Source organism: Agarivorans sp. Z349TD_8, assembly GCF_050870825.2.
In the GTDB taxonomy this organism is placed as follows: Bacteria; Pseudomonadota; Gammaproteobacteria; order Enterobacterales; family Celerinatantimonadaceae; genus Agarivorans.
The window spans coordinates 4934501-4957291 of record NZ_CP194037.2 but is presented as its reverse complement, the minus strand read 5'-3'; the positions used below and the strand labels follow the sequence as shown (position 1 = coordinate 4957291).

Below are 22791 nucleotides of genomic sequence, written 5' to 3'. Positions count from 1 at the left end.
CTGACCAATAAGGTCAATGGCTGTTGATTGGCGACGCTTATGACTCGTCGTCCAGATGATCCCAGGCTTCTTTGTTCATTTGTACCTTGGCCCACCAAGTATCATCGGCGGCAATTTGGCCATGTTCATCTATCTGTGGGATGGGTAAACCCTTGCGTTTGCAGACGTCGGCAAAAATCGGGTGGCCGCCTTCAAACATAATCCTGTTTTGCTCTTCTGGGCTGACCAAGCAAGGACCCTGATACATCCCCGCCAGTTGGCGTTGTCGCTGCGCTTCATAAAGAATCAGTGCACTAGCCACCGAAACATTCAGTGACTGCACCATCCCAACCATGGGGATAATAATGTCTTGATCGGCTAAGGCAAGCGCAGTATCAGAGATCCCGTATTTTTCCTGGCCCATTAAGATTGCGGTAGGTTTGGTATAGTCAATCTCACGAAAGTCTACCGCACTATCTGACAAATTAGTGGCTAAAATCTGCATGCCGCTGTTGCGTAACTGAGCCACTGCATCTTCGATCTTGTCGTGGTTATGCACTTTCACCCAGTTTTGACTGCCGGTGGCGGTGCCACGACGAAGTTCGTCTTTATAGTTTTCCCAAATGGCATGTACATGGTCGACACCCACGGCATCACAGGTACGCACAATCGCCGATAAGTTATGTGGCTTGTGTACGTTCTCCATACAAACGGTTAAGTCTGTTTGGCGGGCGTCTAACATAGCGCGAATGCGCTGATGGCGTTCAGGTGTCATTGGTTTCTCGTTTATTTAATTTCTTAAGCGAACCACCCGTAATACCTCTGGCATGACTCGGATTTTTCGCATGATGTTGGCTAGGTGGATACGGCTATGGGTGGTAATGAGCAAGTCGACGGTATAAACCCGTCCTTCTTTTTCTTCGGTGACAATGTTCACGATATTGGCACCAGTCGAGGCTACGACATTGGTTAAACTGGCTAGGATCCCTTGGTGATTAACCATGTCGATACGCATTTCGGTTTTGTATTCGCTGGTATTCTCGGCATCTTTTGACCAATCGACATTGATGTAGCGATCGGGCTCTTTTTGATAGCCGCTGATATTTTTACAGGATTCGAGATGCACCACTAAGCCTTTGCCTTGGCTTATATGTGCCACGACCGGATCGCCGGGAATAGGTCGACAGCAGTTGGCATAAGTGAGTAACAAACCCTCGGCGCCTTGAATCGCGATAATCCCTTTGCCCTTGTGTTGGCCAAGTTCTTCGGTATTGCCCAATAATCGTCTACCGACCACAATGCTCATGGCATTGCCTAAGCCGATTTCGGCTAACAGATCGTCGATAGACTCCGCTTTTAGATCTTGTAATACCTGCTCCAGGTGTGTCGGATCGATGTTGGCGAGTTTGGTACTGCCTAGCGCATGATTTAACAGGCGGCGGCCTAAGCTAACCGATTCTTCGCGGCGTTGATTTTTTAACAATTGGCGAATTTTACCGCGTGCCTTACCGGTCACCACAAAGTTTAACCAGGCGGCATTGGGTCGAGCGCCCGGAGCGGTGATGACTTCGATGGTTTGACCATTACTTAAGGCTTTGCTAAGAGGGAAAGGGTGACGGTTTACCCTTGCGCCAACACAGGCGTGGCCGACATCGGTATGGACCGCATAGGCGAAGTCTACCGGAGTGGCGCCGGCTGGTAGTTCGATAATTTTCCCTTCTGGGGTAAAGACATAAATTTCATCGGGGAACAGATCGGTTTTCACATTTTCGATAAATTCGAAGGAGCTGCCAGCACTTTGCTGTAGTTCTAACAAGCTCTGCATCCAACGCTGGGCTCTAATTTGTGCGGTGGTGCCAGGGCTTTCTCCTGCTTGTTTGTATGTCCAGTGTGCGGCCACACCTTTATCGGCCATTTGGTCCATGTGCTCGGTACGAATTTGCACTTCGACAGGGACGCCGTGAGGGCCAACCAACGAGGTATGCAGGCTTTGATAGCCATTAGCCTTAGGAATCGCGACATAGTCTTTAAATCGGCCTGGGCGAGGTTTGTAGAGGCTATGGCTAATACCTAAGGCGCGATAACAGGTATCAAGTTGGTCAACGATGATTCGAAAGGCATAAATGTCCATCACTTCATGGAATTGAAGCTCTTTGCTGACCATCTTCTTATAGATGCTATAGAGGTTTTTTTCGCGGCCAGTCACCGATGCTTCGATCCCTGCATCTTCGATCCGCCCTTGTAGCTCTTGATGGATCCCGTTGATTAATTCTTTACGATTGCCACGGGCATTTTTTACACACTCTTTTAAGACGCGATAACGCATTGGATAGAGCGCTTCAAAACCGAGTTCTTCTAGTTCAGTTTTGATGCTGTGGATCCCCAACCGATTGGCGATGGGCGCGTAAATTTCGAGGGTTTCCCGGGCAATTCTGCGCCGTTTGTCTGGGCGCAGCGAACCCAAGGTTCGCATATTATGGGTGCGGTCGGCGAGCTTGATTAAAATCACCCGAATATCTTGAACCATCGCCATCATCATTTTGCGAAAGTTTTCGACTTGGGCTTCTTTTTTGTCGCGAAACTTAATTTTATCGAGCTTACTTACGCCCTCCACCAAGTCGGCAATTTCACTGCCAAACTGTTCACTGAGTTGTTCATAAGTTACCGGTGTATCTTCGATGGTGTCGTGCAATATCGCGGCCGCGAGGGTTTGATGGTCCATCCTCACCTCGGCTAAAATCCGCGCCACCGCTAGTGGGTGGGTAATATAAGGCTCTCCGCTAGAACGGAACTGGCCTTCATGGGCATCTCGACCTAATAAATAAGCATCACGTAACAGGATCACGTGTTCTTCACTTAAATAACTAGAAGCGACTTCGCGCAAGCTTTCGAATAAATACAAACAGTACCTCAGTAGCAGAGGATCGCAGTGATAGATATGATTGAATGAATTATGGGAGTTTTACCGTGCGGAGTAAACCCAGCACGGTAATTTTATAGCGGGAAGATCTAGATGCGTTTATCGGCGATAGCTGCAACAGCTGCCAATTCGGCTGCTTCACGTTCTTGACGTTCTTGACGGTCTTGAGCATCCATGGTTTCGGTGGTGATCAAACCTTCTTCAATTTCACGTAAAGCGATAACTGTGGGTTTGTCGTTATCTGCGTCAACTAGAGGCTCTTTACCTTCTACTGCGATCTGACGCGCGCGACGTGCGGCGATAAGGACAAGGTCAAAGCGGTTGCCGACTTGTTCTACTGCATCTTCTACTGTTACTCGTGCCATGCACAGCTCCGTTGATGTATGTTGACTAAAAATGACGCAAGATCCTAGCCGATCTTAGCAAGATTTGCTAGAACTTACGGTATTTATTTCGATAAAAGTTCATTTAGCAAGGCTTGGTGTTTTGCTGCTTGCTGTCGAGTTTGTAACCTTTGGCTCGTAATGATGGCGGTTAATTCACTGAGCGCCTCATCAAAATTGCCATTGATGATTAGATAATCGTATTCATCGTAGTGGGACATTTCGCTTTCGGCTTCATTCATTCGTTTTTTAATTACTTCAGGGCTGTCTTGGCCACGCATGTGCAAGCGGTTTTCCAGCTCCTCACGACTGGGAGGCAGAATAAATACCGATACCGCTTCTGGCATCATCATTTTCACTTGGCGAGCGCCCTGCCAATCGATATCTAAAAATACATCGATCCCTTCGGCGAGGGTTTGCTCAATGCTATGCCGAGAGGTTCCATAAAAGTTGCCAAATACTTCGGCGTATTCGAAGAAGGCTTGTTCATCGATGAGCTGTTTAAACTGATGATGGTCTACAAAATGGTAGTGATTACCATCGATCTCACCGGGACGGACCGATCGGGTGGTATGCGAGACAGACACTTGAGCGGGATAAGCGCGATGGCGCGAAAGATAAGCATTAATCATGCTTGATTTACCTGCGCCGCTGGGGGCCGATACGATATAAAGAGTGCCTGTGATTGCCATGCTGAGTTCTTAGCGAGTGTATAAAGGCGCCTAAGGTTACCATTTTAAGTTTTTTTTTAAAGTATTGTCAGTGAAAATTCATACCAAGTGCTCACTCTGCTGAACGGATTTACTAAGCTTAAATCGTTATGCTTAGTGTGAAGCATTATTAGTTTTACGATCTATTAATTTAACTCTTTGTATTCATTGGTTTTATTTTCAATGCAGTTGAACAAACAAGGTGAGCGAGTCTATGGCTGATAAATTGAGTAAACGAGAGTATGAGCAGTGTTTAACCGAATTGCAGGTTGAGTTGGTGAAACTACAGCGCTGGATAGTGGAAACTGGCTTGAAAGTGGTGGTGATTTTTGAAGGTAGGGATGCGGCTGGTAAAGGGGGAGTGATTAAACGTATTGCGGAAAAGCTTAATCCTCGCGTTTGTCGGATTGCCGCCTTGCCTGCGCCGAGTGAGCGCGAGAAAACCCAATGGTATTTTCAGCGTTATGTGGCGCATTTGCCTGCGGCCGGAGAAATGGTGCTGTTTGATCGTTCTTGGTATAACCGTGCTGGCGTGGAAAAGGTGATGGGCTTTTGTGATGAGCTGCAACATCAAGATTTTCTTCGCGCCTGTCCTGAATTTGAACGGATGTTGATCCGCTCCGGTATTATTGTATTGAAGTATTGGTTTTCGGTTTCCGATGAAGAGCAAGAAAAGCGTTTTCTCGAGCGAATTAACAATCCCTTAAAACGCTGGAAATTTAGTCCGATGGATCTTGAGTCTCGCTCTCGTTGGGTGGCCTATTCTCAAGCCAAAGATGAAATGTTCGCGCATACCGATACCAAACATTCTCCGTGGTGGGTGGTGAATTCGGATGACAAGAAACGTGCGCGACTCAACTGTATTCGTCATCTGTTATCGCAAATTGATTATCAAGAGTTACCGCATCCAGCAATCGAATTACCGACGATTGATCGCCAAGGTTATGTCAGAGTGCCGTTGCATGAGCAAAGTTTTGTGCCGGAGTCTTATTAGCTGAAGCCCACAGCATATCGATCTGTTGGGCGATCAGTTATGATGTTGGCGTGTGATGAATAGAGAGCAAACCGTGACCAAAGCGTTGACATGGGACAGATTACTGGAGGCTGAGAAGCAACAAGCTTACTTTCAGACTCTGATGAAACGAATTAAAGATGAGCGTCAGGCCGGGAAGCTGATTTATCCTGCCGATACGCAGTTATTTGCCGCCTTTGAAGCGACGCCCTTGGCTAAACTAAAGGTGGTGATTTTGGGTCAAGATCCTTATCACGGGCCAGACCAAGCCCACGGTTTAAGTTTTAGTGTGCCGCCGGGCATTAAGATCCCGCCTTCTTTGCGTAATATCTATAAAGAATTGGCGACCGATATCAGTGGCTTTGAGATCCCCGAGCATGGCGACCTGCTGGCTTGGGCTGAACAAGGGGTATTGCTGCTAAATACCGTATTGAGTGTAGAACAGGGCAAGGCTCATTCTCATGCCAAATATGGTTGGGAGCAATTTACCGATACGGTGATCGCTCAAATTAATCAGCACTGTTCTGGTGTGGTCTTTTTATTGTGGGGCGCGCATGCACAACAAAAGGGGCGAGCCATCGATAACTCGCGGCATCATTGCTTAACGGCGGTGCACCCATCACCTTTGTCGGCGCACCGAGGATTTTTTGGCTGTCAACATTTCTCCCAAACCAATCGTTTACTGAGTGAGCAGGGGCAAAAGCCGATTAATTGGCAAGTTTAACTCAACGGTTCGGTGTTGCGTCGCAGCGCTAGCATCATTTTTAACGGTTGCGAGACATCGAGCTATAGGCTTGAGTTGAGAGTATCGCCGAGATCTTCCAATTTCAGTTTGCCCTCCTCATTGAGTGTAATGTCGGGCCAAAAGCTGCCGAGATCTAGTTTCACTTTGACCTGATATGCTAACTCCGGACGCGACTGTTGCATTAAGGAGCTAAGCAAGCGAAAACTGGCAATCAGGTTGGCTTGGGCGGGCAGGCTAAAATTTGCTTCTCCATAGCCGGGAACACTGGGTAAATCGCTGGTGGCACCGTTGACCACCTCATGGCCATTCAAGGATAAGGAATAGACGGCGCCAGCGAGGCTGAGGGCTTGTTGGTTGGGGTTGACCACCCGCAGATTAATCTTGAAATTAGGAGCCATACCATCACTGCTGACTGGTACAACCGAGACTAAATTAACCTTGGGAGCTTCGGTGGGGGCGATACTACTACAGCCGTTCAAAGCAATAATAAGCAATAAAACAGTGGGTTTAGTGAACAATTTAAGCATCCATTTTAGCCTACGAGAGTGAGCGGAGAATAGGCTTAAGTTAAGCATAATTGTTTGGGTTTTGCATGCTGAATCAAGCGCCTGTTCGCTAACAGAGCATTCTACTGAGAAGTGATGGCGTATACTGAAAGGGACTGGTGAGAGCAATCGCTCTCACCAGTGAAAGCATTTAATCAACTGGCTTGACCCAAAAGGTTCCCACTTCCACTTTAATCACTTCTACTTCAGTATCGGCGGCAATGGCTTGTTCGCTTTTTAACACCCAGCTAATCCCTGAATGTTTATAGCTACTTTGACCGCGTCTATCGATGGCTTGCTCACAAAAGAAACGGTGACCGTCAAAGTCACTGCTTACTGTTTTATCATCGGAATGATTTTGTAGTTTGCGCATCGGTTTCCACAGCAAACCGGCTAATACGCTGCTGGCAATCGCATTCGACAGCAAGATGCTATTCCAGCTATCAGCCAGTATATCTAACCAAATCAAAGAGCCTGTCAGCACCAACGACAAACCAACAAAAAATAAAATAAAGGTGGCAAAGCCGATCAGGCCAACTTCAATGGTCAGCAAGATCAAGCCTAGCGCAACCATGGTTTGTGGAATGTGATTGGCAAACAGCTCAGTCATGATTTAACCTCGATTTAGGGTATTTAAAATACTAGTTGCCTGGGCGACTATAGAGCCTGCCTCACTGCTGCTATCAGGTAATAATACCACGGTTGATTCTTTGGCTATTGCCAATTTCGCTTCAATGGCTTTAGTCGCTAAGTCTAGTTGTACCGCTTTTTGGCCTTGTTCGGTTGCAGCAGAGGCACCAATGGTATTAATCGCCTGTGCTTGTGCGTCGGCAACCGCTATTAATGCTTGCGCTTCGCCTTGAGCTTTTAATACTTGTTCTTGTTTTTCAGCTTCGGCAGCTAAAACACGCGATTGTTTTTGACCTTCGGCAATATTAATCGCGGCGGCTTTTTCACCTTCCGATTCGAGAATTTTAGCGCGACGTTCACGTTCGGCACGCATTTGCGATTCCATCGCATCCATAATTGATGCTGGTGGCGTAATATCTTTAATTTCATAACGCATGACTGCGACGCCCCAAGAGGCGGATGCTTCATTGATTGAATTGACAATCTCTGCGTTGAGGGTGTCACGTTCCTCAAAGGTTTTATCCAATTCAATTTTACCGATTTCTGAGCGCATGGTGGTTTGTGCGAGCTGGGTAATTGCGAAAACATAGTCTTCTACACCATAGGTGGCTTTGTAAGGCTCAAGGACTCGAAAGTACAATACGCCGTCAACCGTGAGTGAAATATTATCTTTGGTAATCGCGGCTTGGCTCGGAATATCGAAGGCTTGTTCTTTTAGGGTTCGACGCGCTGCAACCTGATCGACCATCGGTAATAGAAAGTTCAGCCCGGCTTCTTTGGTGGATTGGTATTTACCGAAGCGCTCGACGACCCAGGCTTCATTTTGTGGCACAAATTTAATCGATGATTTCAGCACAAATAGTGCAAAAATCAGCAGCGCGACTTGAACAGTGAGAACATAATCAAAAACGATCGGCATATGACTTTCCTTAACGATGAGTTAAAAATGATGGATGCTGCGAAATAGTGGTTGAGCGGGCTAAGCTGAATTCAGCAAAATTTGGCTTGATTCGCCGTGCCTATTATAATTTTTAAGCTGCAAGATAAACATAAAATCTCTTGAGAATACAGCGCTTTTTGATAGTCATGTGATTAAATGAGTAAAGCTTGCTTCAAAGTTTGTCGAGACTCACGAATGTGGTTCTGCGGGCTGTTTTAAATGCTGAGCAATCGCCTGATCCCAGTAGGGGTTATTGCCAAAGCGCTGACATAAAAAATCAATTAGTAAGCGTGCTCGTTGTGATAAATAACGAGTATTCGGGTAGATAGCCCAGGCGTATAAACTTGGTGTTCGATATTGTGGCAATACTGGTACTAAGTCACCAGTGGCAATACTACGCCAGGCGATAAAACTAGGGCTAAAGCTAATTCCATGACCAGCAATACTCATGTCTTTTAAGAAGTCACCATTGTTCGCGGAGATATGCGGTTGATAATTCACCTGATGACGCAGTCCTTTGCTATCGAACAAAATAAAGTTGGTCGTGGGTAGATTGCTGTAATGCAATATTTGATGTTGCTTCAGATCTTCAGGGTGTTGGGGGGTGCCATGCCGCTGTAAATAGCTCGCTGAAGCAACCAGAAGGAAGTTGATTGGGGTGATTTTTCGTGCCTTGAGGCTCGAATCTTTTAGCTCGGCGATGCGCAATGCGAGGTCGATTCCTTCGGCGACTAAATCTTGTTGGCTATCGGTCAGGCTGATCTTTAACTGTAGCTGCGGGTGTAACTGCATAAAAGCATCGAAGGCTGAATTGAGATGACTGAGGCCAAATGACAAAGGAACGGCGACATGTAAGGAACCACTGAGTGCGGTATTTTGTTGGCTTGTTTGGTGATTGAGTTGGTTAATGTCATCCAGAATGGCGAGGCTGCGTTGGTAATAGCTTTGGCCATGATCATTTAGTTTTAAACGGCGCGTACTACGCTGTATTAAGCTGATCCCCAAGCGTTGCTCTAACCCACTTAGGCGTCGACTAACCACAGACTTCGCCATTCCCAACTGCTCGGCGGCGCGAGTAATGCTACCGGCTTCTACCACCCGTACAAAAATCTGCATGTCTTCTAACTGGCCCATCTTTACCTCGCGAGTTGAACTTTTGAATCGTTCTATTGTTGCCATTATAGGAACAATAATTTGCTAAACACACTATTTATTGAACCAATATTGATGGTTATGCTGAGTCTAATAGTTGGGGAGACCCAGTCGATATCACATCAATTAGGAAATGAAGATGAAACAAATACAATTATTGGCTCAACCGCTTGGCCGTTTACTTTTAGCATTAATGTTTGTCCTTTCTGGTTTTGGAAAAATTGGCGCTTATGCTGGTACTCAAGGTTATATGGAGGCAATGGGAGTGCCGGGTGCTTTATTACCCTTAGTGATTGCCCTTGAATTGGTCGGTGGCTTGGCCATTGTTGTGGGCTGGAATACCCGTATCGTGGCCTTTTTGTTGGCAGGCTTTAGTGTCGTGGCGGCGCTGTTGTTCCACGGCAATGTGGATGACCAGATGCAGATGATTCTATTTATGAAAAATATTTCGGTTGCGGGCGGCTTTCTATTATTAGTTGCTCATGGTGCTGGTGCTTATTCCTTGGATAATCGAAAAGCATAGCGCTTGCTTGTGCTAAACAAACATCAATTGTGCTCAAGATTCTCAGTGCTAGGAGTTAAAAATGAAACATCGCCGAACCGTGATTAAGCGAGTGACAGGCCAAGCCACCCAGGATGGGGCTGGTGTTAAGTTAACTCGGATTCTTGGTAGTCAGCAATTACCCATGCTGGATCCCTTTTTAATGTTGGATTGTTTTGAGTCAGATCAGCCAGATGATTATTTGGCTGGTTTTCCCGAACACCCGCATCGTGGTTTTCAAACCGTCTCTTATATTCTTAATGGCAAAATGCGACATAAAGATAGCGTCGGTAATGAGGGGGTGATTGAAGCTGGTGGGGTGCAATGGATGAGTGCTGGCAGAGGGGTTATTCACTCCGAAATGCCAGAGCAGCAAGACGGCTTATTAAAGGGCTTTCAGCTTTGGATTAATTTGCCGGCCGCGCAGAAAATGTCGGCACCAAGCTATCAAGAGTTTAGTGCCGAGCAGATCCCGCAAAGCCGAGATTTACAAGGTAATCTGATTCGGGTCATTGCGGGTGAGTTGGCAGATGGTACTCAAGGCCCTGTGCAAGTGGTGCACCAAACGGCGACTTATTTGGATATTAGCATGGTGGCGGGCGGGCAGTTGCAGCTGGATTTGGTACAATCTCAACAAGCTTTTATCTACGTGATTGAAGGGCAACTTCAGGTGGCGGATGACCCAGAACCTTTAAATGCTTACCAGTTAGCGGTACTAGACTTTGGTGAGGCGTTGCAATTAAGCAGTCATTCAGCTTGTCGACTATTGTTAGTTGGTGCCGAGCCCTTGAACGAGCCTGTGGCCTGGGGAGGCCCGTTTGTGATGAATTCGCGTGAAGAAGTACTGCAGGCCTTCGACGATTTTCAAAATAATCGATTTTAAGCTTGAACAACGAGGAACGGGTATGGGTTTATTGGTTGACGGTGAATGGCAAGATCAGTGGTACGACACGGCGAAGCATCAAGGACGCTTTCAGCGCAGTGAAGCTCAGTTTCGCCATTGGGTTACCGCCGATGGTTCCGCAGGCCCGACTGGAGAGGCGGGTTTTAAAGCCGAAGTGGGCCGTTATCATTTGTATGTGTCTTTGGCTTGTCCTTGGGCGAATCGGACTTTAATTTTTCGTAAGCTTAAGGGACTGGAAGAATTCATCGATTATTCGGTGGTACATTGGTACATGGCTGAAAATGGCTGGACCTTCGCTGAGGGCGAAGGGGTGGTGAAAGACCCGCTTCATCATGCTGAATTTATGCATCAAATCTATACTGCTGCCGCTCCAGATTACTCGGGGCGAGTCACCGTGCCAGTGCTCTGGGACAAACAGCGGCAAACCATAGTGTCTAATGAATCGGCGGACATTATTCGTATGTTTAATTCTGCTTTTGATTCACTCGGCGCTAAACTCGGTGATTACTATCCGCAAGCATTGCGCGAAGACATCGACGCACTTAATCTACGGATTTATGAGACGGTGAATAATGGCGTTTATCGGGCTGGTTTTGCCACCAGCCAAGCGGCTTACGAAGAGGCTGTGGTCCCCTTATTTGCAAGTTTAGATTTTTTAGAGCAGGTCTTGAGCGCTCAGCGTTATTTGTTGGGTTCTGAATTAACCGAGGCGGATTGGCGTTTATTTACCACCTTGATCCGCTTTGATGCGGTCTATGTCGGGCACTTTAAATGTAATTTAAGGCGCATAGCCGACTATCCTCATTTGCATGCTTACATGCTGGATTTGTATCAAATGGAAGGTATTCGTGAGACCATCAATTTAGCGCATATTAAGCAACACTATTATCAGAGTCATCGGATGATTAACCCAACAGGGGTGGTGCCGAAAGGACCTGATTTGGGTTTAGACCAGCCGCATGGGCGAGAACAGCTAACGCTCATTCCGTGATATACCACTGAGGCGCTTGCAGGGGCATTGGTTATACTGTAAGCACTTCATCATTTAGTTAAGTTGGCTCGTGAACAAACTTTACGCTCGATTATTCTGCATCATGGCGCTATTTTGCTGTTGGACGATTCAAGCAAAACCAAAGATCTTGGTGATTGAAAGCTATCAGCAGCAAGAATTATGGGACAGCCAGTATATCGCGGGTTTGAAATCGCTGCTCGCAGCCGATTATCAGCTCGAATATTTTCAAATGAATACCAAAAATTTACCCGCAAAACAGCATCGCGGTCGAGGTGAAATCGCTTGGCAATATTATTTGGATGTACGGCCTGAACTCGTCATTCTAGGCGACGATGAGGCCCTGCAATATCTGGGTCCTCGTTTTGCCAAAACAAAACTACCAGTGGTTTATTTGGGAATTAATCATAGCCCTCGTACCTACCATGTTGATCGGCGAGTGAATATCACAGGTGTATTAGAACGACCATTGCTTGAACCGTCGGTGGCAATGATTAGTCAGTTATTAGCCAGTAAAGCTAAGCGTGTATTATTATTGTTTGACGACAGTCATGCGTCAAAAATTATTCAGCAAGAGCTCTTTGCAAATCAAACAAGCATGCAGGTGGCGGGTGTCGAACTGGAATTACGCTTGCTTAATCATTGGCAAGCTTGGCAAGCAAACGTTGAAAGCATGCAACAACAGGGGTTTGATGCGGTAATTTTTGGCTCGCTTGAGGGGATCCGTGATAGTGCCAATCAATATGTGACCACCGAACAAGTGTTAACTTGGTCAGTGGCTCATTCACCAGTGCCTCCCTTTAGTTTTTGGGATTTTGCCGTTGGTGAAAATAAAGCCATTGGCGGTCTGGTGGTGGATGGTTTTGAACAAGGGCGCTTAGCTGCGGGCTTAGCGAAAACAATACTTGAAGGAGAGCCTGTGGTTCCCCGCAGTTTAGGTCCGCTTACGGCCGCCAAAGGACGTTATTTATTTAGTCGCTCACAGTTGGCTCGTTATCAAATTCAACTGCCTGAAGCCATTGCGAGCAAGGCAAACTATGTTGACTAAACGCAATAATAAGCTTTGAGAGAGTATCTACTTTAACGCCATTGAAGTAGAATTCTGCAGATTTTTCGCTCTCGGCTTGCCGTTTTTGTTTGATTTAGGATGTTTACATGACTAATAACGATATTCTTCGTCGCCTTCGCTATTGTTTTAACTTGAATGATAACAAGATGATTGCCATTTTTGCTCAAGCTGATGTTGAAGTGAGTCGCGCTGAAGTGAGTGACTGGCTCAAGAAAGACGATGATCCGGCTTATAAAAATTGCACCGATAAAACTTTGGCAACGTTTCTGAATGGTTTTATTAACGAGCGACGGGGCAAGCGGGAAGGGGCTCAGCCAGAGCCTGAAAAACGTTTAAATAACAATCAGATATTAATGAAGCTAAAAATAGCTTTAAATTTAAAAGCGGAAGATATGTTAGCGGTATTAGGCTTAACTGGGTTTCAGTTGGGTAAACATGAATTGAGCGCCTTTTTCCGCAAGCCTGATCATAAACATTATCGTCTTTGTAAAGATCAGGTGATGCGCAATTTTTTACACGGTTTGCAGCTTAAATACCGAGCAGAGCCAGAGGAATTGCCAGATTTTGAATGGGATGCTGAATAGCTCATCCGGCATGTAAAAAGCCGAGCGCATGCTCGGCTTTTTGGTGTTTAATTAAACCTCACCCTGTTTAGGCTGGCTGTGCTGTTGCTGTGTTTGAGTCTGGTTCGCTGACTAAGCTGGGGTCATCTTGATCATTGATGGTGAGAGTGATTACAGCGGCGATAGCCATTGACGCGCCCCCTAATACCAAGGCCATCATCGAATCTCCGCCAAATATTTCACGAGTAATATAGCCTAGCAAGCCAGCGGCTAAAATTTGTGGGATAACGATGAAGAAGTTAAATACCCCCATGAAGAAACCCATTTTTTTGCTTGGTAATGAACCGGCTAAGATGGCATAAGGCATACAAAGAATGCTGGCCCAGGCGAAACCAATACCGACCATATTTAACAGTAACATCTTTGGATCGGCGATAAAGTGCATGCCAGCTAAACTAATACCACCAATCAATAAGCAAACGGCATGAACAAATTTTCGACTAGTTCGATGAGCCAACCAAGGCAGTGCAAAAGCGGCAAGGGCGCTAATACCGTTATACATCGCAAAACATAAGCCTACCCAGTCAGCTCCTTCGTTATATAAGCTTGAAGCAGTATCGTTGGTGCCGTAGATACTACTGGTGACTGCCGAGGTGGTATAGATCCACATTGCAAACAAGGCAAACCATGAGAAAAATTGAACGATAGCTAGGCGGCGCATGGTCGCTGGCATTTTTTTTAGGTCGGCGATAACGGTAGCGAATCCTGAACGATTCTCTGGTTCAGCTTCTTCTGGGGAGGGTTCAAAGCGTTCCATCTCTTGTGGGCTATATTCTTTGGTTTTAAACACCGTCCATAATACTGCACAAAGGAATACGGCTGCACCGGCATAAAATGAAATTTTAACCGAAGGCGGGATCATACCTTCTGGTGCGGTATTGGCGATACCAAGCCAATTCGACAGCATGTAAGGCATGGCTGAGGCAATTACTGAACCGACACCAATGAAGAAGGTTTGTACTGCAAAACCCTGGGTGCGCTGTTCCGAGGGGAGATTATCTGCGACTAAGGCACGGAAAGGTTCCATTGAAATATTGATTGACGCATCGAGGATCCACAACATGCCCGCTGCAATCCAAAGATGAGGAGAGTTGGGCATAACCAATAGCGCTATGGACGACATAATCGCACCCACCAAGAAATACGGACGGCGGCGACCTAGTCCGTTCCAGGTGCGGTCACTCATATAGCCAATAATAGGCTGGACCAATAAACCAGTCACTGGCGCTGCCAGCCACAAAATAGGTATTTGATCGATGCTTGCACCAAGCGTTTCGAAAATTCGACTGACATTGGCATTTTGTAAACCAAAGCCAAATTGAATACCAAGAAATCCGAAACTCATGTTCCAGATCTGCCAAAAACGTAATTTGGGTTTGTTTGTGTTCATCGCGATGCTTATTCGTTGGGGAGAGTTTATCTGACCTTGATGATCAGCCGCTTAATCGGGGTGATTTTCACAGTAAAAGCTTTCCTTTTCCACGATAACTGCGTGACGCCGATCGCAGTATCATCTGAAAGCGTTACCACGCTCACAAAAATGCTTATTTATGTTAGTGCTTGTTAAATTGCTGTATGGCGTGCGCAAATTTTTTGTGATCTTTGGATTGAAAAATAATCTTGGTTAGGGGATGTCTATGCCCGAGGTTCATTATTCTTGCTTGGGAATAGAGTCGCTGGACTGGTATTTACGGTCAGCCCAGCTACGCTTTTTATATGATTAAAGTTGCAGTTTTCGCAATCAAGCTTGTCTATATTTACGACAAGGGTTGATATTAAGTTTCACTTAAATATAATATCTTTCGATTCGAAACTTAAGTCGAAAGATATGATCAAAAGAAATACTCAACAACGACGTCGTTTAATATTGGAAAGGCTGACCGAGCAAGGTGAGGTGAAGGTTGACGAACTCGCTCAGTTTTGTGCAACTTCAGAAGTGACCATCCGAAAAGATTTGGCGAGCTTAGAAGCAAATGGTTTGTTATTGCGACGCTACGGCGGTGCGGTACCGATCCCTAGCGAGTTAATTCATGAGCATGGTGATGAGCTAATTTCTACTCAAAAACAAGCTATTGCTAAGTCTGCGGCGGGTTTAATTCGAGATCATAATCGTATCATTATCGATAGTGGTAGCACGACCGCTGCACTGTTACCTGAGTTATCAGATAAAGAAGGTTTAGTGGTGATGACCAATTCTTTAAGCATTGCTGCTGCGCTGCGTGAGTTGGAAAACGAACCTACACTTTTGATGACGGGAGGAACTTGGGACCGTCATTCAGAGGCATTTCAAGGGCAGGTCGCGGAGCAGGTCTTAAGGGCCTACGATTTTGATCAATTGTTTATTGGTGCAGATGGGATCGACGTACTGCGGGGTTCAACTACCTTTAATGAGCTGGTGGGTCTTAGCCAAGTGATGGCAGAGGTTGCTCGTGAAGTCGTGGTCTTAGTCGAATCGAATAAAGTAGGCAGAAAAATTCACAATCTAGAGTTGGCTTGGTCAAATATTTCAACTTTAGTTACAGACAATCAGCTAGAAACCAAAGTTGCAGAGCAAATACGGGCTCAAGGCGTCAACTTGGTGATAGCACCATAGTATCTATCACAAGGACATAAATATGTGTGGAATTGTAGGAGCTGTTGCTCAACGAGATGTTGCCGATATTTTAGTGGAAGGTTTACGTCGTTTGGAATATCGCGGATATGATTCATCTGGTGTTGCAACGTTGACTCCCGATGGCGTATTAAGCCGAGTGCGCTGTTTAGGCAAGGTGCAAGAATTAGCCGATGCCTTAGTCAAATCCCCGGTATTGGGCGGCACTGGCATCGCTCATACCCGTTGGGCGACTCATGGCGAGCCAAGCGAACGCAATGCTCACCCGCATGTTTCATGTGAAACCATTGCGGTGGTACATAACGGTATTATTGAAAACCATGAGCCGCTGCGCGAACAACTCCAGGCGAAAGGCTATCTATTTTCTTCTGAAACGGATACCGAGGTGATTGCTCACCTAGTGGAGCATAAATTAAAGCATCACCAAAGTTTGTTAGAGGCGGTTCAGTCTGCAGTGGCGGAGCTGGAAGGCGCTTACGGGATGGTGATTATGGATAAACGCGACCCCTCTCGTTTGGTGGTCGCTCGTTCTGGCAGTCCTTTGGTGATTGGTTATGGGGTGGGTGAAAACTTTATTGCTTCCGATCAATTAGCCTTGTTACCCGTCACTCGCCGTTTTAGCTTCCTAGAAGAAGGTGATGTTGCCGAAGTGACACGTCATTCGGTGACTATTTTTGATGCCAATGGTCAATCGGTTGAGCGCGAAGTTACCGAGTCAACCGCGGCACACGATGCCGGTGATAAAGGTCAATACCGTCACTACATGCTTAAAGAAACTTATGAGCAACCGATTGCTATTCAGCGAACCTTAGAAGGTCGCTTAAAAGCGGGTAAGGTGCTCGACAGCGCCTTTGGTGAAAAAGCCGCTGCTATTTTGCCGAGCATTGAGCATGTGCAAATTATTGCCTGTGGAACCTCTTATAATTCGGGCATGGTGGCTCGTTATTGGTTTGAAGAGTTGGCTGGCATTCCTTGTAATGTTGAGATCGCTTCTGAGTTTCGTTATCGCAAGTCCTGCACTCCGAAAAATAGCTTGTTAGTCACTTTGTCACAAAGTGGTGAAACGGCCGATACCTTAGCGGCGCTGCGTCTGGCGAAAGAGCAAGGCTATACCGCCAGCTTAACGATTTGTAATGTGGAAGGCTCATCATTAGTACGTGAATCCGACATGGCCTACATCATGAAAGCGGGTGCCGAAATTGGAGTCGCTTCCACTAAAGCCTTTACCGTGCAATTGGCGGGTTTATTGATGTTGGTAGCAGCCATTGGTCGTAATCAAGGGCTAAGTGCAGAAATGGAGCAGCGGATCGTGAGTGCTTTGTTGGCTTTACCCGCGAAAATCGAGCAAGCTTTAACTTTAGATGGTGCGATTGAAGAATTAGCCGAAGACTTTGCCGACAAACATCATAGTTTGTTCCTCGGCCGCGGAACTCAATATCCGATAGCCATGGAAGGTGCGTTGAAGTTAAAAGAAATTTCTTACATTCACGCCGAAGCATACGCGGCGGGTGAGCTTAAACACGGCCCCTTAGCCCTGATTGATGCAGAAATGCCAATTATTGTGGTGGCGCCGAACAATGAGTTATTAGAAAAGCTTAAATCTAATGTTGAAGAAGTTCGGGCTCGAGGTGGCATTTTATATGTGTTTGCCGATAAAGACGCCAAGTTTAGCAGCGATGAAACCATGCGGGTGATTAATGTGCCTCATGTTGATGAACTGATCGCGCCTATTGTTTACACCATTCCGATGCAGCTCTTGTCTTATCATGTCGCATTAATTAAAGGCACCGATGTAGACCAACCACGTAACTTGGCCAAGTCGGTCACTGTGGAATAGCGACTCGGCGGTGATGGTTCGAGCTGTCGGCGGACAATAAAGTCTCGCACCAAGTATTAAAGTGTCATATTAAAATGGCAGCGCTCACGATGTGGACGCTGCCATTTCTAAAACGTTTTTGCCCCGTTCTGTGTTAGCAACGGGGTAAAAGCTTTCGCCTACGGCGACGTCATTAAGCTTCAACGAGCAAAGCTTAGCTAAGCAAAAAGAAAGCTCGCCCTGCATCTTCTTAAACCCTGTGTTGCTCATTCTCAAGGGCGTTGAAGTAAACACTACACTCAAACAGACTTCAACTTTGCTCCCTTGTTCATTTGCGCTACTCGGCGAAGATGATGGGATTTAAAAGCGTAATCTTGGCTATCGAGAGTGTGAAAGGTTTTTGTTTTTAGAATGGGTGTCTAGTTTATTCAGTTTATTCTATTGTGGGAGCTGTTAGTCTCGTTTTTATCATTTAGTTTTGGATAGATCTGCTAGTGAGGGTTTCGCCCTGACGGCGATATACTTTTCTTTGCTGGCCAAAGAAAAGTATACAAAAGAAAGGCCACCCTGCATCTTCTTAGCTCCTCCGTTGCTCACTCACAAGGGCGTTGAAGTAAACACTACGCTCAAACAGACTTCAACTTTGCTCCCTTGTTCATTTGCGCTACTCGGCGAAGATGAAGGGATTTAAAAGCGTAATCTTGGCTATCGAGAGTGAGAAAGGTTTTTGTTTTTAGAATGGGTGTCTAGTTTATTATTCGGGCTAACGCGTAAGACATCGTCGTTCCAGCAATATCGTGAGCAAAAACACTTTTGCTCACGAGAATGTTATCGCGAAGCTTTGGGATCAAGTTAGGGGGTAACAAAGTCACGCGATCTTTATTTCCTTTGCCTTGCCGTACGGTGATTGTATTTTGATCAAAATCTAAGTCTTTAATCCGTAATCTCAAGCATTCACTGAGTCTTAGTCCCGAACCGTAAAGCAGTGAAGCCATGATCTGATAATCCGCGGGTAAATTCGCAATCACTTGGCTCACTTCAGCTCGAGTAAAAACTACGGGAATGTTGACTCGTTTTTTCGCGCGTTTCGCCTGAATTCCAATCATTTCGATACGTAGTACTTTGTTATAGAGAAACATTAAGGCATTAAATGCGATGTTTTGAGTCGCCGGAGCGACTTGCCTATCGACCGCTAGATGAGTTAGAAATCGTTCAATATCAGCAGCTCTGAGCTTTGCTGGGTGCTGCTTGTGATTAAAATACAAAAAACGTTTTATCCAATGCCAATAGGTTTGCTCGGTGCGAATACTGTAATGGTGCTGATAAATCGTATTTCTAAATCGCTGCTGGAGCCGCAATGGTGTGTTTGACATGTTGCGCACTTTTTATCTGTATATATATGGCTCTTCACCGAATGTAGTGGAAACACTTTCAACAAACATTAATGAGCGAGATAATAAGTAAACGTTCATGAATACCTCGCGACCATGCAAGACACGACGCTTTATCAATCTATTCTTGGATTAACTCATCCTTGGGCTGTTTCATCTGTTGAACTCAATGAGTCAACCCAAACCATCACCGTACGCGTTGACTATGACCGAGGTTCATTAACGGCTTGCCCCTCTTGCGGTAAGGCTGTTCGTCGACACGATACTCGGCGGCGGGTTTGGCGACATTTAGATACCTGTCAGTTTGAAACACGTATTGAGGCTGAAGTACCTAGGGCTGATTGCCCCGAGCATGGGGTACAAACACTTCAAGTGCCTTGGGCCACGAGTAAGAGCCGCTACACAGAGCTGTTTGAGGCTCGCGTTATAGAGATGCTTAAAGTCAGTTCATTATACGCGGTGAGTAAAACCTATCGGCTTAGCTGGGGAGCCATTGACCGGATGATGACTCGGGCCGTTCAACGTGGTCTGACAGCCAGAACCACCATCAACTACCAAGACCTGTTGGTCGATGAAACGGCATTTAAGAAAGGCCATGACTATGTCACGGTATTATCCAATCGTGATGGTCAGGTGATATCGGTTGAAGACGGTCGAACAGGCCTGAGCTTATCTGCTTGCTTTAAGGCATTGCCCCCTGAGTCAACAATGGTTACACGTTCCATATCGATGGACATGAGCAGAGCATATATAAACGCAGCATATGACTACTTCGGTGAGCGGGCTAAGCAAATGATAGCCATAGACCATTTTCATATCGCAAAGGTCCTCACTAAAGCGGTTAATGAAGTGAGAAAAAGCGAACTCATGGCGTTGCCCCAGCATTTAAAAAGAGAGTGCCACCAAACACGGTATGGATGGTTAAAACGAAACAGCCACCTACATGGGACATTGAGAGAAAGAGTGAGTGCGCTGGCCAAAATGATGCAAAACACAGGCTTGAGCTGGATATTTAAAGAGCAAGCAAGAGCCATTTGGTATGGCGATGCAGCTAACGCCAAAGCGGCTTGGAATGATTGGTTAGCACTCATAAAGGTCAGTCAAATCAGGCCGATGATGACAGCAGCAGAAACCGTGAAAACGCACTTAAAGGGCATCATCAATGCGATGCGTTATAAGGTATCAAATGGCTTAGCGGAAGCGATAAATGGAAACATTCAGCGCCTAAAAATACGTTCGATGGGTTTTAGAAATAAAGAACGCTTTAAGCGAGCTATTTTATTTCACTTTGGAGGGCTTGATATGACTTTCCACCAAGAACGGTGAAGAGCCATATATATACAGTATTTTTAGTTTCGTTGGCGTCATTTGTCAAAGTAATCAGTGATAGAAATGGATCGATGATTGATTGATTCCGAGTAAAAAACTAAGGTAGACAATGGGTTAATATCAAATCATAAATTGATGAGCGAACGTGATGAAGATCATGTTTTTTGTGATAGGACGCGCGCTCATTGAATGGGATAGACCGCACGTGCGGCCTACTTAGCGTTAGTTTTCATCGCGATCTTGCTTGTATATCGAATAAAGGATTTCTAAACAAAATGATAAAGGTAAATTTAAAAGATAAGAAAATATTTGGTAATGAAGCAGGGGAAGATGAAAAGCTTTCGGTTCTAAATTCATATTATATTGAGCATAGTGATTTTGATGATTTCTTCGATTTAGAAGAAAGGCTTTCGATTGTCGCTGCTAGAAAAGGAATGGGGAAATCAGCTTTATTATCAAGATTACAATACAAACTAATTAATGAAGCAAAATATGAAAATCCACTTGTTATTAGAGTAAAAGGCAATGATTTATTGGGACTTGGGGACTTTAAAGGAGATGATCACTCTTATTTAGAGAATTACTGGAAACAAATTATATGTAAGAGAGTGATTGTTGAAATAGGAAGACAAATTGGATTTGCTCTAAATAGTGATGATATGTCTTTTGTTGAGTTATCTGAATTAGAGGGTTTAAAAAGTAAAAATATTATTGGAGCTTTAATTGCTAGAGTTAAAGGTAAATTGCCTTTAGCTGGTGTTGAAGTACAAAGTAGTGTTCCTGAAAATTTAGATAAACTTTTACAACGTTACCAAGATAATAAAAACTCACCCAATGTTTGGATTTTAATTGATGATATTGATGCTAAATTCCAAAACACAGCAGAAAATCAAGCTCGAGTAGGCTCTTTTTTTAGTGCTATTAGAGCCCTTTCTTTTGATACAGAAAGTTTAAATATCAGAGCTACGGTCAGAAGTGATGTATGGTCATGCCTTCGTCATTTGGAAGATTTAGATAAGTTACAACAATATATAGTTGAAATATTTTGGAGCAAGAAATATATGAGGGATATGCTTGCTCAAAAAATATTGGTTTATGTTACGAAGAAATTTCCTGATTCAAATGAAGCAAAGTACAAGCTTAAAGGTGACTACAATAAAATATTAGATATAGTATTCAATTCCCCTATAGAATGGCATGGTAGTCGAGATGCTCGACTGTTTGATGCTATTAGTGCTTTTTCGAATAGACGACCGAGATGGATGGGGCAGCTATGTAAAATGGCAAGCAAGAAAGCTGGGGAAAATTTAAGAATAAAGAGAGTAAATCTTGACCACATTAATTTTATACTCGCAGAATTTGGCGCATTGCGAAGAGACGATTTAATTAAAGAGCATAATCATCAATTTGATGAATTATCAAACTTAATTGATTCTCTTAGAGCAACTCAAAAAGAGTTTACATATACAGAATTGCATTTGACTCTAGAAGAAAACTTTGTACGTGGGAGACCTGTTGAAAACATATCGAAAGTTGATGGAAAGCAGTATGTTGAACATGAGGATTTAGGGGATTTCTTATTTAAATTAGGATTGATATCACGAGTTCATGAAGACGGTAAAACATTCACCCACTATAATGACGATCCAGATTTATATCGCTCAATAGAAAATAAAAAAGACAACATTGTCTGGTCAATACACCCAGCATATAGAACATTCTTAAATATAAAATGAAAACTAATCGGGTAGCCGGAGGTATCTAACCTCCAGCCCCCACAACACCCTGCATGCGGCTCCGCACAGGGCGTTTCCTGAAAACGGTTAAAATACAACGGCCGATTAGCTCCTTTGCATTCCAATGATGGCTTCTGTTTTTTGCGCCATGACTCCTCAGTCCGGTCGGATACGGAGACAATGAGCTGCACAGGCTCCTCATTGATTTTCAGGTTCAGGCCTTCACCATGTCCCAACCATTACGATGGGCGTTGGGCTACTATGCCGTCTGCTGACTTCTGCTTAATCACCGTTTGAGTTACCCCAAATAGCGCTATCGTTGTTCATCGTATTTGCTCACTTAAGTTGATGAGACTTAAGTGCCAGGCCTGTTTGAGCTAGCGGCCAAGCTAGTGAGTTTAACGATCGCCTGTTAAGCAGACCTCCCCAGATAAGAACATGCACTGTCTCTGCACTGCTGCATCATTTACGGTGGCCGTTAGATCACATGGCTTCGTTGTCTTGTGCCAACTCGCCTCCAGCCTACGCCTCATATGATGTTCTTGTTCATCAGCTCGCAGATTTGCGTCCGGCTTCCTTCAGACATTCCCTCGCGGCAATGCCCTTGCCATTCGCTAGTAGTTAGCGTTTAATAATCAGAATGTTATTAAACGGTGACCTTCCTACAGAGGACTTTCACCTCATTAGTTCATGCCCATGCTGGGCGTACACAAGAGCTTTAAACGGAACTAAAACAGTTGGCTCAG

Annotated in this window: 21 protein-coding genes; 11 read left to right on the top strand and 10 right to left on the bottom strand. The window is 45.1% G+C overall.

Annotated features, from left to right (window positions below; translation table 11 throughout):
* Window positions 1-37 precede the first annotated feature (37 nt).
* The 4 genes from trmH to gmk all read right to left on the bottom strand — a co-directional run bounded on the left by trmH (window position 38) and on the right by gmk (window position 3974).
* Window positions 38-754, bottom strand: coding sequence for a tRNA (guanosine(18)-2'-O)-methyltransferase TrmH (gene trmH, locus ACRRS1_RS22420; RefSeq protein ID WP_432455314.1), 717 nt, complete (start codon window positions 752-754; stop codon window positions 38-40).
* A gap of 15 nt (window positions 755-769) precedes the next feature.
* On the bottom strand, window positions 770-2881 hold the full coding sequence (spoT, locus tag ACRRS1_RS22415) for a bifunctional GTP diphosphokinase/guanosine-3',5'-bis pyrophosphate 3'-pyrophosphohydrolase (RefSeq protein ID WP_432460524.1): 2112 nt from the start codon (window positions 2879-2881) through the stop codon (window positions 770-772).
* Window positions 2882-2988: 107 nt separating this feature from the next.
* Entirely contained in the window at window positions 2989-3264 is a 276-nt protein-coding gene (gene rpoZ / locus ACRRS1_RS22410; protein ID WP_432455316.1) for a DNA-directed RNA polymerase subunit omega, read from the bottom strand.
* Window positions 3265-3347: 83 nt separating this feature from the next.
* Window positions 3348-3974 carry a guanylate kinase gene (gene gmk, locus ACRRS1_RS22405; RefSeq protein ID WP_432455317.1) on the bottom strand — a complete coding sequence of 209 codons (627 nt, stop codon included), beginning with the start codon at window positions 3972-3974 and terminating at the stop codon, window positions 3348-3350.
* Between the two features lie 232 nt (window positions 3975-4206).
* On the opposite strand from gmk, the gene ppk2 reads away from it, so the two are divergent.
* Window positions 4207-4986, top strand: coding sequence for a polyphosphate kinase 2 (ppk2, locus tag ACRRS1_RS22400; protein ID WP_432455318.1), 780 nt, complete (start codon window positions 4207-4209; stop codon window positions 4984-4986).
* A gap of 55 nt (window positions 4987-5041) precedes the next feature.
* Window positions 5042-5728, top strand: a complete 687-nt coding sequence (gene ung, locus ACRRS1_RS22395; protein ID WP_432468698.1) for a uracil-DNA glycosylase — start codon at window positions 5042-5044, stop codon at window positions 5726-5728.
* Window positions 5729-5790: 62 nt separating this feature from the next.
* On the opposite strand, the gene ACRRS1_RS22390 is transcribed toward ung, so the two are convergent.
* The 4 genes from ACRRS1_RS22390 to ACRRS1_RS22375 all read right to left on the bottom strand — a co-directional run bounded on the left by ACRRS1_RS22390 (window position 5791) and on the right by ACRRS1_RS22375 (window position 8998).
* Window positions 5791-6276 (bottom strand): LEA type 2 family protein, encoded by a 486-nt coding sequence (locus ACRRS1_RS22390; RefSeq protein ID WP_432460523.1) that lies wholly within the window; start codon window positions 6274-6276, stop codon window positions 5791-5793.
* A 169-nt stretch (window positions 6277-6445) separates the two neighbouring features.
* The gene (locus tag ACRRS1_RS22385; RefSeq protein WP_432460522.1) at window positions 6446-6904 is read right to left on the bottom strand and encodes an NfeD family protein; all 459 of its coding nucleotides are present in this window, start codon (window positions 6902-6904) and stop codon (window positions 6446-6448) included.
* Window positions 6905-6907: 3 nt separating this feature from the next.
* Window positions 6908-7843: an SPFH domain-containing protein gene (locus ACRRS1_RS22380; RefSeq protein WP_432460521.1), complete on the bottom strand. Its 936-nt coding sequence runs from the start codon at window positions 7841-7843 to the stop codon at window positions 6908-6910.
* Between the two features lie 210 nt (window positions 7844-8053).
* The gene (locus ACRRS1_RS22375; protein ID WP_432464075.1) at window positions 8054-8998 is read right to left on the bottom strand and encodes a LysR family transcriptional regulator; all 945 of its coding nucleotides are present in this window, start codon (window positions 8996-8998) and stop codon (window positions 8054-8056) included.
* 157 nt (window positions 8999-9155) lie between these two features.
* Here ACRRS1_RS22375 and ACRRS1_RS22370 point away from each other — a divergent pair, with 157 nt between their 5' ends.
* The 5 genes from ACRRS1_RS22370 (at window position 9156) to ACRRS1_RS22350 (ending at window position 13123) form a co-directional block, all read left to right on the top strand.
* Window positions 9156-9539 (top strand): DoxX family protein, encoded by a 384-nt coding sequence (locus ACRRS1_RS22370; protein ID WP_432455324.1) that lies wholly within the window; start codon window positions 9156-9158, stop codon window positions 9537-9539.
* 61 nt (window positions 9540-9600) lie between these two features.
* Complete coding sequence (locus tag ACRRS1_RS22365; protein WP_432460519.1) at window positions 9601-10440, top strand: pirin family protein; 840 nt, start codon at window positions 9601-9603, stop codon at window positions 10438-10440.
* Between the two features lie 22 nt (window positions 10441-10462).
* Window positions 10463-11452 (top strand): glutathione S-transferase family protein, encoded by a 990-nt coding sequence (locus ACRRS1_RS22360; RefSeq protein ID WP_432455326.1) that lies wholly within the window; start codon window positions 10463-10465, stop codon window positions 11450-11452.
* 70 nt (window positions 11453-11522) lie between these two features.
* Complete coding sequence (locus ACRRS1_RS22355; RefSeq protein WP_432468699.1) at window positions 11523-12518, top strand: ABC transporter substrate-binding protein; 996 nt, start codon at window positions 11523-11525, stop codon at window positions 12516-12518.
* Between the two features lie 107 nt (window positions 12519-12625).
* Complete coding sequence (locus tag ACRRS1_RS22350; RefSeq protein WP_432460516.1) at window positions 12626-13123, top strand: DUF1456 family protein; 498 nt, start codon at window positions 12626-12628, stop codon at window positions 13121-13123.
* A 67-nt stretch (window positions 13124-13190) separates the two neighbouring features.
* Here the strand turns inward: ACRRS1_RS22350 and ACRRS1_RS22345 are convergent, their stop codons facing one another.
* Entirely contained in the window at window positions 13191-14552 is a 1362-nt protein-coding gene (locus ACRRS1_RS22345; RefSeq protein ID WP_432455329.1) for an MFS transporter, read from the bottom strand.
* A gap of 438 nt (window positions 14553-14990) precedes the next feature.
* On the opposite strand from ACRRS1_RS22345, the gene ACRRS1_RS22340 reads away from it, so the two are divergent.
* Together ACRRS1_RS22340 and glmS are read left to right on the top strand one after the other, a co-directional pair.
* Window positions 14991-15755: a DeoR/GlpR family DNA-binding transcription regulator gene (locus tag ACRRS1_RS22340; RefSeq protein ID WP_432468700.1), complete on the top strand. Its 765-nt coding sequence runs from the start codon at window positions 14991-14993 to the stop codon at window positions 15753-15755.
* A 22-nt stretch (window positions 15756-15777) separates the two neighbouring features.
* Window positions 15778-17610: a glutamine--fructose-6-phosphate transaminase (isomerizing) gene (gene glmS / locus ACRRS1_RS22335; protein ID WP_432455331.1), complete on the top strand. Its 1833-nt coding sequence runs from the start codon at window positions 15778-15780 to the stop codon at window positions 17608-17610.
* Window positions 17611-18335: 725 nt separating this feature from the next.
* Here glmS and ACRRS1_RS22330 read toward each other — a convergent pair.
* Entirely contained in the window at window positions 18336-18962 is a 627-nt protein-coding gene (locus ACRRS1_RS22330; RefSeq protein ID WP_432468701.1) for a phage integrase N-terminal SAM-like domain-containing protein, read from the bottom strand.
* Between the two features lie 114 nt (window positions 18963-19076).
* On the opposite strand from ACRRS1_RS22330, the gene ACRRS1_RS22325 reads away from it, so the two are divergent.
* Both ACRRS1_RS22325 and ACRRS1_RS22320 read left to right on the top strand, forming a co-directional pair.
* Window positions 19077-20306 carry an ISL3 family transposase gene (locus ACRRS1_RS22325; protein ID WP_432467308.1) on the top strand — a complete coding sequence of 410 codons (1230 nt, stop codon included), beginning with the start codon at window positions 19077-19079 and terminating at the stop codon, window positions 20304-20306.
* Between the two features lie 278 nt (window positions 20307-20584).
* The gene (locus ACRRS1_RS22320; RefSeq protein ID WP_432468702.1) at window positions 20585-22045 is read left to right on the top strand and encodes a P-loop ATPase, Sll1717 family; all 1461 of its coding nucleotides are present in this window, start codon (window positions 20585-20587) and stop codon (window positions 22043-22045) included.
* The last annotated feature ends 746 nt before the right edge of the window (window positions 22046-22791 follow it).